Source organism: Stackebrandtia sp., from assembly GCF_035643755.1.
GTDB lineage: Bacteria > Actinomycetota > Actinomycetes > Mycobacteriales > Micromonosporaceae > Stackebrandtia.
The window spans coordinates 1-9,784 of the sequence record NZ_DASQPW010000292.1 but is presented as its reverse complement, the minus strand read 5'-3'; the positions used below and the strand labels follow the sequence as shown (position 1 = coordinate 9,784).

The following is a 9,784-nucleotide window of genomic DNA, read 5'->3' as shown; positions in this document are numbered from 1 at the left end:
GCCCTGATGCTCGACGCCCTGGCCGAGGTGGTCACCGGGCGCGCCGCCGACGCGGCGCTGCGGGCCGCCAGCACCGCCAAGCGCTCCGCCCGGCTGCACGCCGACGTCACGGTGCCCCGGGAATCGGGCTCCCTGGACTTCGCCTACGAGGTGCAGTACCTGCTCGACGCCGAGCCCGACACCATCGACACCCTGCGCACCGTCCTGTCCGGGCTGGGGGACTCGCTGGTGATCGTGGGAGCGGCGGGATCGCCGCACGACGACGCGGTCCGCACCTGGAACGTCCACGTCCACGTCAACGACGTGGGCGCCGCGATCGAGGCGGGCATCGAGGCCGGGCGGCCGTCGCGGCTGTCGGTGACCCGCTTCGCCGACCAGATCGCCTACGCCACCGGCGACAACCGTTCCGCCGAGCCCCCGGTGCGGGCCGAGCGTGGAGTCGTGGTGATCGCCGAGGGCACCGGGATGGCCCGCATCCTGCGCGACGAGGGCGCCGTCGCCGTGGGCACCGGTCATCCCTCGACGGAGGACATGTTGGCCGCGATTCGCTCGACCGGACGCGACGACGTCATCGTGTTGCCCGACAACGGAAACCACGCCGTCGCCGAGAGCGCCGCCGCCCTGGCCCGCGAGGACGGGTTCCGGGTCTCGGTGATCCCGGTGCGCTCGCCGGTGCAGGCGCTGGCCGCCCTGGCGGTGCGCGACGGATCGCGGCGCTTCGACGACGACGTCATCGCCATGGCCGAGGCGGCGGGGGCCTGCCGACACGCCGAGATCACCGTGGCCGCCCACGCGGCCCTCACCTCGGTGGGGCAGTGCGGACCCGGCGACTACCTGGGCCTGGTCGACAGCGATGTCGTCCTGATCGGGCGCGAGCTGGATGCGATGCTGTGCACCATGACCGACCGACTGTGCTCCACCGGGGCCGAGCTCGTGACCATTGTGGCCGGATCGGATCTGCCCGCGGGGTCGCGGGAGCGGCTGGCCGACCACCTGTCGCGGCAGTGGCCCCTGGTCGACGTCCAGGTGCTCGACGGCGGCCAGCCCCGCCACCTGGTGTGGATCGGGGCCGAGTAATGGCCACACTGGACACGAAGCTGCGTTCGGTGGTCGGCGCCAAGACCGCCACCGCGCTGGCCAACCACCTCGACATGACCACCGTCGGGGATCTGTTGCAGCACTACCCCTTTCGCTACGCCCAGCGCGGCGAACGCACCGACCTGGACTCCCTGGAGATCGGCGAACAGGCCACCGTCCTGGCGCAGGTGCGGGCCGTCACCACCCGCCCGATGCGGGCGAGGCGCGGCAGCATGCTCGAGGTCGTGGTGTCCGACGACGACGGCCGCACCCTCACCCTGACGTTCTTCAACCAGCCGTGGCAGTCCCGCTACCTGCGCGCCGGACGCTGGGGCCTGTTCTCCGGCAAGGTCAGCGAGTTCCGGGGCCGCCGCCAGCTCAACGGCCCCGACTTCCGGATGCTGGCCGACCCCGATGACGACGACGCCAGCGAGATGATCGAGGAGTTCGCCGGCGCCCTGATCCCGGTCTACCGCGCCAGCGGCAAGGTCCCCACCTGGACCATCGCCCGCTGTGTCCGGGTCGCGCTCGACGTCCTGGAACCCCCCGACGACCCGATGCCCGCCGACCTGCGGCAGCGCCAGGGCCTGGTCGACTACGCCGCCGCGCTGGCCGCCATCCACCGCCCCGAGTCCAAGGAATCGCTGTACGCCGCGATCAAGTGCCTCAAATGGCACGAGGCGTTCGGTCTACAGGTGACGCTCGTGCAGCGCAAGGCCCGCGCCGCCTCCAGCCCCGCGATCCCGCGCCCCGGCGTGCCCGACGGCCTGGCCGCGGCGTTCGACGCGGCGCTTCCCTTCCCCCTCACCGACGGCCAGCGCGAGGTGGGCGAGGAGATCGCCGCCGACCTGTCCGGCGCCCACCCGATGCACCGGCTCCTGCAGGGCGACGTGGGCGCGGGCAAGACGGTGGTGTCGGTGCGGGCCATGCTCCAGGTGATCGACTCCGGGGGACAGGCGGTGTTGCTGGCGCCCACCGAGGTGCTGGCCTCCCAGCATTACCGCACCATCGCCGAACAGCTCGGACCGCTGGGCCGCGCGGGGGAGCTCGGTTCCGGCGAGCTGGCCACCCGCGTCACCCTGGTGACCGGCTCGCTCGGGGCGGCCGAGCGCCGCGCCGCGTTGTCCACACTGGCCGACGGCACCGCGGGCATCGTGGTGGGCACCCACGCGCTGCTGTACGAGGGCGTCGACTTCGCCGACCTCGGCATGGTCGTCGTCGACGAACAGCACCGCTTCGGCGTGGAACAGCGCGACACGTTGCGCGCCAAGGCTTCCGCGCCTCCACACGTCCTGGTGATGACGGCGACGCCGATCCCGCGCACCGTCGCGATGACGGTGTACGGCGACCTGGAGACCAGCCGTCTCACCCAGCTGCCGTCCGGCCGCACCCCGATCGCCACCCACCCGGTGCCCGGCACCGACGAGCGCTGGGTGAACCGGGCCTGGCAGCGCGTGCGCGAGGAGGTCGGCAAGGGCCACCAGGCGTACGTGGTGTGCCCGCGCATCGGCGGCGACGACGACGAGCCCGCCGACGACCCCGACAAGCGCCCGCCCCTGGCCGTCACCGACGTCGCGCCCCGGCTGGCCGACGGCCCGCTGTCGGGGCTGCGCATCGGGGTGCTGCACGGCCGCCTCGCCCCGGCCGACAAGGACGCGGTCATGAACCGCTTCGCCGCCGGCGACCTCGACGTCCTGGTGGCCACCACCGTCATCGAGGTCGGCGTCAACGTCCCCAACGCCACGATGATGGTGATCATGGACGCCGAGCGTTTCGGCGTGTCCCAACTGCATCAGCTGCGCGGCCGGGTGGGCCGCGGCGACGCGCCGGGGCTGTGCCTGCTCGTCAGCGAGGCCGACAGCTCCAGCCCGGCCGCCGAGCGGCTCGCCGCCGTCGCCTCCACGACGGACGGCTTCCGGCTGGCCGAGCTCGACCTGGAGCAGCGCCGCGAGGGCGACGTGCTGGGCGACGCCCAGTCGGGCGCCCGCTCCCACGTCAGGCTGCTGTCGCTGCTGCGCGACGCCGACCTGATCGCCGAGGCCCGCACCGAGGCCGCGGCCCTCATCGACGCCGACCGCGACCTGGTGAACCACCCGCTGCTGGCACGGGCGATAGCCTCCCTGGTGGACGGTGACCGCGCCGAGTATCTGGAGAAGAGTTGACCCGCATCGTCGCCGGCGACCTCAAGGGCCGCCGCCTGGCCACGCCGCCGGGGGAACGGACCCGGCCCACCTCCGACCGGGTCCGCGAGGCCCTGTTCGGTTCCCTGGACGCCGGCGGCGACGTCGACGGCGCGGTCGTGGCCGACCTGTACGCGGGCTCGGGCGCGCTCGGCCTGGAGGCGCTGTCGCGCGGTGCCGCCTCCGCCGTCTTCGTCGAGTCCCACCCCGCCACCGCGCGGGTGTTGCGCCGCAACATCTCCGACCTCGGCCTGGCTACCCGCGCCCACCTGGTGACCCGGGCGCTGCCCGGCGCCCTGGACCGGCCGCCGCCCGCCCCCGCGGACCTGGTGTTCGCCGACCCCCCGTACGCGCTGCCCAACCCGGACCTTCGCAAGGTCCTGTCGGCCCTGGTCACCGGCGGCTGGCTGAACCCGGAGGCGCTGGTCATCGTGGAGCGGTCGTTTCGCTCCGGCGAGGTCGACTGGCCCGAACAGTTCACAGATGTCCGCAGTCGACGTTACGGCGAAACCGTTCTTTGGTACGGTCACGGCTCGTGGACCTGACGCAAAGCGCCAACACCCCCGTCGCCCGCCGTGCCCTATACCCGGGATCCTTCGATCCGGTGACCAACGGCCATCTGGACATCATCGTGCGCGCCGCGCGCCTGTATGAGCAGGTGTACGTGGCGGTGTTCGTCAATCCCTCCAAGCCCGGTCTGTTCACCATGGACGAACGCATGGAAATGCTGGCCGAGGTGACGGACGAATTGCCCAACGTAGCGGTATCGTCCTTCAAAGGTCTGACGGTCGACTTCTGTCGCCAACACGAGGTCGGCGTCATCGTCAAGGGAGTCCGCGCCGTGTCCGACTTCGACTACGAGCAGCAGATGGCGCAGATGAACTACGGCCTGGCCGGCGTGGAGACCCTTTTCATGCCAACGAATCCGCTGTATTCGTTCCTGTCGTCCAGTCTGGTCAAGGACGTGGCGAAATGGGGCGGAGACATTGACGAGCACGTCCCGGGCCCGGTTGCGACCAGGCTCGTGGCGCGATTGCGCGACGCATAGCGCAGACTAGAACACGAGCGCAGACTTGTTGACGGCGTCGAAGCGAGGTCGCCTCGACGCGAGGAGTGAGGAGTATCCGGGTGGGGCCCTTGGACCGCATCGAGGACATCGTCGCATATGTGGAGGCCGCCAAGGCCATCCCGATGTCCCGTAATTGCAAAGTGGACCGTGCCGAGGTCATCGGATTGCTGGAGGAGCTGCGTGGCGAACTGCCCGGCGAACTGCGCCGCGCCGACGCCATCCTCGCCGAACGCGACAAGATCATCGACGCCGGCCAGAAGGAATCCGAACGCATCATCGCCGACGCCGAGGCCGAACACGCCCGGCTGGTCTCGGCCCACGAGGTGGTGGTCTCGGCCGAGCGCGAGGGCAACCGCATCGTCGGCGAGGCCCGCAACGAGGCCCAGCGGCTGCGCGACGAGGTGGACGAGTACGTCGACACCACGCTGGCCAACTTCGAGCAGTTCCTGCAACGCGCGCTGGCCGGGGTGGAGCGCGGCCGCGACAAGATGCACGCGCTGCGCGAGATCGGCTCGTTCGGCCCCTCCGACGAGGAGGAAGACGCCAAGCCCCTGCCTTCGATTTGATGGCGGCCGTCACCGCCCGCGCCTCCCCGTTCGACACGACCCGTCCCGGCCAGGTAACCTCTAACGTCGGCCTGTCCGGGCTGAGACGATGAAGTGATGACGATGCACAAGACACCTCCACTGGATCCCAAGGCGCCGCTGGTCGCGGACACCCGCACCCTGTCGCGCTCGCCAGGCTCCCAGAAGGAGTGGTCCAACACCACGTCATTCGCCGAGCGGCTCGGTCGGGACATGATCGCCATCCCGTCGGGGGCTTCCGTGGAGGTGCGGGTGACCCTGACAGCGGTGTCGGAGGGCATCCTCGTCACCGGGACGGTCACCGCCCCGGTTCACGGAGAATGCGTCCGATGCCTGAAGGCGATCGAAGACACGCTCAGCGTCGAGGTCTCCGAGCTGTTCGCCTTTGAGGACAGCACGACCGCGGAGACCACCGACGCCGACGAGGTCATGAGGCTGCAAGGCGACCTGCTCGACCTCGAGCCGGTGGTGCGCGACGCGCTGGTGTTCGGAATGCCGGGCGCGCCGGTGTGCCGAGCCGACTGCCCGGGGCTGTGTGCCGAGTGCGGCGAGCCCTGGGATACGCTGCCGTCCGACCACGATCACGAGATCGTGGATCCGCGCTGGTCGGCGCTGAAGAAACTGTTGTGAGTCAACCCTCGCCGGAGGCGGGCCGCGTCCCGCGCCGGTGGTGAGAGTATCGGAGTACGAAGGTGGCCGTTCCCAAGCGCCGCATGTCACGGGCCAACACGCGTAGCCGCCGGGCCAACTGGAAGGCCACGGCACCGGCACTGGCGACCTGTCCGCAGTGTCGTTCCAAGACCCTGCCGCACACCGCCTGCGGCGTCTGCGGCACGTACAAGGGCCGCCAGATCATCGACGTCTGAGACTGCGTCCGGCCATGCCGAACCAGCCCCAGCAGCCCGCGTCCATGGACGCCAGCGTCGCGCACTTCAGCGCGGCGTTCGGCGTCGAATTGGACGCCGACCTGCTGCGCCTGGCGTTGACCCACCGGTCGTACGCCTACGAGCGCGGTGGCCTGCCCACCAACGAGCGCCTGGAATTCCTGGGGGACGCGGTGCTGGGCCTGGTCGTCACGGCCACCCTGTACCGCAACTTCCCGGACCTGCCCGAGGGTCAGCTCGCCCGGCTGCGCGCCAGCGTGGTCAACATGCGCGCGCTGGCCGGGGTGGCCCGCAAGCTGGGGCCCGGCGGCGTGGGCCCGCACCTGTTGCTGGGCAAGGGCGAGGAGTCCTCCGGCGGACGCGACAAGAATTCCATCCTCGCCGACTCCGTCGAGGCGCTTTTGGGAGCGCTCTTCCTCAAGCACGGCATGGATTCCGTCGCCGACGTGGTGCACAAGCTGTTCGACCCGCTGCTGGAGGTGGCCGCGCGCCGCGGCGCCGCCCTGGACTGGAAGACCAGCCTCCAGGAACTCACCTCGGGCGCGGGCCTCGGCGTGCCCGACTACCGGATCTCCGAGACCGGGCCCGACCACGCCAAGCGGTTCACCGCCTGGGCCGTGGTCGATGGCGAGGAGTTCGGCGAGGGCACCGGCGGCAGCAAGAAGGAGGCCGAGCAGATCGCCGCCGAGGCCGCCTGGAACGCCATCAGCACCCGGCTCGGCAAGGATTCCCCCGCCTCCTGACCCGCTACGGCGCCTCCTGGCACCGTGGACAGTAGAACGAGGACCGTCCGGCGAACTTCTCCCGCGCGATCGGGGTGTCGCAGCGCGAGCAGGGCAGGTGTTCGCGCCCGTAGGCCGCCAGCGACCGTTCGAAGTAGCCGGACTGGCCGTTGACGTTGACGTACAAGGCATCGAAGGACGTACCGCCGGCGCGCAGCGCCGCGTCGAAGGTGTCGCGCACGTGCCCCAGCAGCTCCACGATCCGCTGGCTGGGCATCCCGAAGGCGGACTCGCGCCCGTGCATCCGGGCCTTCCACAGCGCCTCGTCGGCGTAGATGTTGCCGATGCCGGAGATCACCGACTGGTCCAACAGCACCCGCTTGATCTCGCTGCGGCGGGTGCGGATGGCCGCGGCGCACTCCTCGGCGTCGAAGCCGGGCTCGTAGACGTCGGCGGCGATGTGGTCGATCTCGGTGGGGGTCTCGGCCCCGTCGTAGCAGATTCGCATCTCGCCGAAGATGCGTTGATCCACGAACCGCAGCTGGCGGTCGGGGTCGTCGAAGGCCACCCGGATGCGCAGGTGCGTCTCGTCGGGGGCGGCGGTGGGCTGCACCAGCAGCTGGCCCGACATTCCCAGGTGGCACAACAGCGCGTCGCCGGAGTCCAGCGGCAGCCACAGGAACTTGCCGCGCCGCCGGGCGCCGGTGATCGTGGTGCCGCGCAAGCGGTGCGCGAAATCCTTGGCGCCGGCGAGGTGGTGGCGCACGCTGCGCGGATGCCGCACCTCGACCTCGGAGATCCGGCGCCCACCAGCCCATTCGGCGATTCCACGGCGAACCGTCTCCACTTCGGGAAGCTCAGGCATGGCTTGACCGTACGCCCCGCCTGGGACCAGCCGTTCGGTGCGTAAATTGTGGTCGCCGAAGGCATTGAAGTTCCCATTTATTCGTGAGAGAATGCCAAAGTGGCTGGCCAGGGGCCGGAACGGAAGATCTTTAGACGTCATGCGTGATGCTTCAGCCACGTGATCTACTGGGGTTTCGACCGGGGCCGCTGGCAGCGGCGAGTCGTCGTCTGGAAAGCTGGACGGTGACACATGGGAGGCGAACATTGGGCCGTGTCGCTGTGTTGACACTCCAAATAGTTGCCTCGCACTATGAAAGCCTCGGGCACCTGGCCCGCACGGCGACAAATACCTAACCACATGCGAAGCTGCGGGGTGCGCCTCCAGCGTTACCTCAGCTACGCGCTCGCAAGGAGACACCATGGCGAAGGCCCTCTATGGCCACGTTGGGCAGGCACCGGACCGACGGATGCTCGACGAGGTCACCAAACTGCGTGCCAAGGTACGTACCCTCGAATTCGAGGTGACCCGGTTGCGCGCCGACAATGATCGGTTGAACGCCGAAGTTACCTCGGCCGAGGAGATCGCCCGGCTATCCGAGCCGGTCCTGACCTAACTACCTTCTCTACACGCACATACCGCGCGCCGACGACGACGGGTCGGCGCGCATCGTTGTGTTCGGGGCCGGTATGACCGGCGGCGCCGGGCGTGCGGGGTAGTCTGCCAGTTGTTTGAGTGACCAGCCAGCAAACGGGGAGCGCGTGTGCACCTGAAGAGTCTGACGCTGAAAGGCTTCAAGTCCTTCGCCTCTGCCACGACGCTGCGCTTCGAACCCGGGATCACCTGTGTGGTGGGGCCCAACGGTTCCGGAAAATCCAATGTGGTGGACGCGATCGCCTGGGTGCTGGGCGAGCAGGGCGCCAAGGCGCTGCGCGGCGGCAAGATGGAGGACGTCATCTTCGCCGGCACCACGGGGCGGGCCCCGCTGGGCCGCGCCGAGGTCACCCTGACGATCGACAACTCCGACGGCGCCATCCCGATCGAGTACTCCGAGGTCTCCATCACCCGCCGGATGTTCCGCTCCGGCGAGGGCGAGTACGAGATCAACGGCGACCGCTGCCGCCTGCTCGACATCCAGGAGCTGCTGTCCGACTCCGGCATCGGCCGCGAGATGCACGTCCTGGTCGGGCAGGGCAAGCTCGACTCCTACCTCCACGCCCGCCCCGAGGACCGCCGCGCCTTCATCGAGGAGGCCGCCGGCGTCCTGAAGCACCGCAAGCGCAAGGAGAAGGCGCTGCGCAAGCTGGAGGCGATGGAGGCCAACCTCAACCGGCTCAACGACCTCACCTCGGAGCTGCGCCGCCAGCTGAAACCGTTGGGGCGCCAGGCCGAGCTGGCCCGCCGCGCCGCCGGCATCCAGTCCGACCTGCGCGACGCCCGGCTGCGGCTGCTGGCCGACGACCTGGCGCAGCTGCGCACCACGCTGTCGCGCGACGTCGCCGACGAGAACTCCGCGCGCGCCCGGCGCCAGAGCGTCGAGGCCAGCCACGACGAGGTCCAGGAGCAACTGTCCACCCTGGAGTCGGACCTGGCGGCCGACGCGCCCGCCCTGGCCCGCGCCCAGGAGACCTGGTATCGGCTGTCGGCCTTGCAGGAGCGGCTGCGCTCCACCGGGCAGCTGGCCACCGAGCGGATCCGCTACCTCAGCGAGGACACCGCCGACGAGCGCCCCGGGCGCGATCCCGCGCAGCTGCGCGAGGAGGCGATGCGGGTACGCGAGCAGGAGACGGAGCTGCGCGAGGCGCTGGGCACCGACGCCGAACGCCTGGCCACCGCCGTGGAGACCCGCCAGCAGGCCGAGGAACAGCTCGCCGAGGCCGAAAACGCCCTGGTCGCGGCCGTCAAGGCGGTGGCGGCCCGCCGCGAGGAGCTCGCCAAACTGACCGGCGACGTCGGCGCCCGCCGCAGCCGCACCCAGGCCGCCGCCGAGGAGATCGCCCGCATCACCGCCTCGCTGGCCGAGGCCCGCGAGCGCGCCGAGACCGCCAAGGACGCCCTGGCCGGCGCCCAGTCCGACACCGAGGCCGCCGACGCCGGCGACGCCGACCTGGACGCGCGGATCAACGCCGCGACCGCCGATCTGGACCACGCCAAGGCCCGCGTCAAGGAGTTGGCGGCCGCCGAGCGCGCCGCCCACACCGACGCGACACAGTGGAAGGCCCGCGAGGAGGCCCTGGCCATGGGCCTGCGCCGCAAGGACGGCGCGGGCGCGCTGCTGGGCGCGTCCGAGAAGATCCCCGGCCTGTTGGGCAGCGTCGCGGCACTGCTGAGCGTCGAGCCCGGCTACGAGGCGGCGCTGGCCGCCGCGCTGGGCCGCCTCGCCGACGCCGTCGTGGTTTCCGACACCGTCGGTGCCGCCGCCGC

General features: G+C 70.8%; 10 protein-coding genes and 1 pseudogene. 10 read left to right on the top strand and 1 reads right to left on the bottom strand.

Going from position 1 to position 9,784, the window contains the following annotated elements; translation table 11 throughout:
• The 8 genes and pseudogenes from VE172_RS22860 to rnc form a co-directional block, all read left to right on the top strand.
• Positions 1–1,077 (top strand): annotated as a pseudogene (locus VE172_RS22860) (DAK2 domain-containing protein); the annotation flags it as partial.
• Entirely contained in the window at positions 1,077–3,239 is a 2,163-nt protein-coding gene (recG, locus tag VE172_RS22855; RefSeq protein ID WP_324804317.1) for an ATP-dependent DNA helicase RecG, read from the top strand. The pseudogene VE172_RS22860 and the gene recG, both read left to right, overlap by 1 nt.
• Positions 3,236–3,802, top strand: coding sequence for a 16S rRNA (guanine(966)-N(2))-methyltransferase RsmD (gene rsmD / locus VE172_RS22850; protein WP_324804316.1), 567 nt, complete (start codon positions 3,236–3,238; stop codon positions 3,800–3,802). Before recG ends, rsmD begins: the two co-directional genes overlap by 4 nt.
• Positions 3,793–4,305 carry a pantetheine-phosphate adenylyltransferase gene (gene coaD / locus VE172_RS22845; RefSeq protein WP_324804315.1) on the top strand — a complete coding sequence of 171 codons (513 nt, stop codon included), beginning with the start codon at positions 3,793–3,795 and terminating at the stop codon, positions 4,303–4,305. The genes rsmD and coaD overlap by 10 nt, the downstream gene beginning before the upstream one ends.
• Before the next feature lie 80 nt (positions 4,306–4,385).
• On the top strand, positions 4,386–4,892 hold the full coding sequence (locus VE172_RS22840) for a hypothetical protein (RefSeq protein WP_324804314.1): 507 nt from the start codon (positions 4,386–4,388) through the stop codon (positions 4,890–4,892).
• Positions 4,893–4,988: 96 nt separating this feature from the next.
• Positions 4,989–5,540 (top strand): YceD family protein, encoded by a 552-nt coding sequence (locus VE172_RS22835; protein ID WP_324804313.1) that lies wholly within the window; start codon positions 4,989–4,991, stop codon positions 5,538–5,540.
• 62 nt (positions 5,541–5,602) lie between these two features.
• Positions 5,603–5,776: a 50S ribosomal protein L32 gene (gene rpmF, locus VE172_RS22830; protein WP_324804312.1), complete on the top strand. Its 174-nt coding sequence runs from the start codon at positions 5,603–5,605 to the stop codon at positions 5,774–5,776.
• 14 nt (positions 5,777–5,790) lie between these two features.
• On the top strand, positions 5,791–6,537 hold the full coding sequence (gene rnc, locus VE172_RS22825) for a ribonuclease III (protein ID WP_324804311.1): 747 nt from the start codon (positions 5,791–5,793) through the stop codon (positions 6,535–6,537).
• A gap of 4 nt (positions 6,538–6,541) precedes the next feature.
• Here rnc and mutM read toward each other — a convergent pair whose 3' ends face one another.
• Complete coding sequence (gene mutM, locus VE172_RS22820; RefSeq protein WP_324804310.1) at positions 6,542–7,381, bottom strand: bifunctional DNA-formamidopyrimidine glycosylase/DNA-(apurinic or apyrimidinic site) lyase; 840 nt, start codon at positions 7,379–7,381, stop codon at positions 6,542–6,544.
• A 400-nt stretch (positions 7,382–7,781) separates the two neighbouring features.
• Here mutM and VE172_RS22815 point away from each other — a divergent pair, with 400 nt between their 5' ends.
• Positions 7,782–7,976 carry a hypothetical protein gene (locus VE172_RS22815; RefSeq protein WP_324804309.1) on the top strand — a complete coding sequence of 65 codons (195 nt, stop codon included), beginning with the start codon at positions 7,782–7,784 and terminating at the stop codon, positions 7,974–7,976.
• Between the two features lie 147 nt (positions 7,977–8,123).
• A partial coding sequence (locus VE172_RS22810; protein WP_324804308.1) for a chromosome segregation SMC family protein occupies positions 8,124–9,784 on the top strand: 1,661 nt, incomplete at its 3' end.

Coding starts and splice junctions, on each gene's coding strand:
- mutM (WP_324804310.1), bottom strand. CDS start 7,381: ATGCCTGAGCTTCCCGAAGTGGAGACGGTTCGCCGTGGAATCGCCGAA.
- VE172_RS22815 (WP_324804309.1), top strand. CDS start 7,782: ATGGCGAAGGCCCTCTATGGCCACGTTGGGCAGGCACCGGACCGACGG.
- VE172_RS22835 (WP_324804313.1), top strand. CDS start 4,989: ATGACGATGCACAAGACACCTCCACTGGATCCCAAGGCGCCGCTGGTC.
- recG (WP_324804317.1), top strand. CDS start 1,077: ATGGCCACACTGGACACGAAGCTGCGTTCGGTGGTCGGCGCCAAGACC.
- rnc (WP_324804311.1), top strand. CDS start 5,791: ATGCCGAACCAGCCCCAGCAGCCCGCGTCCATGGACGCCAGCGTCGCG.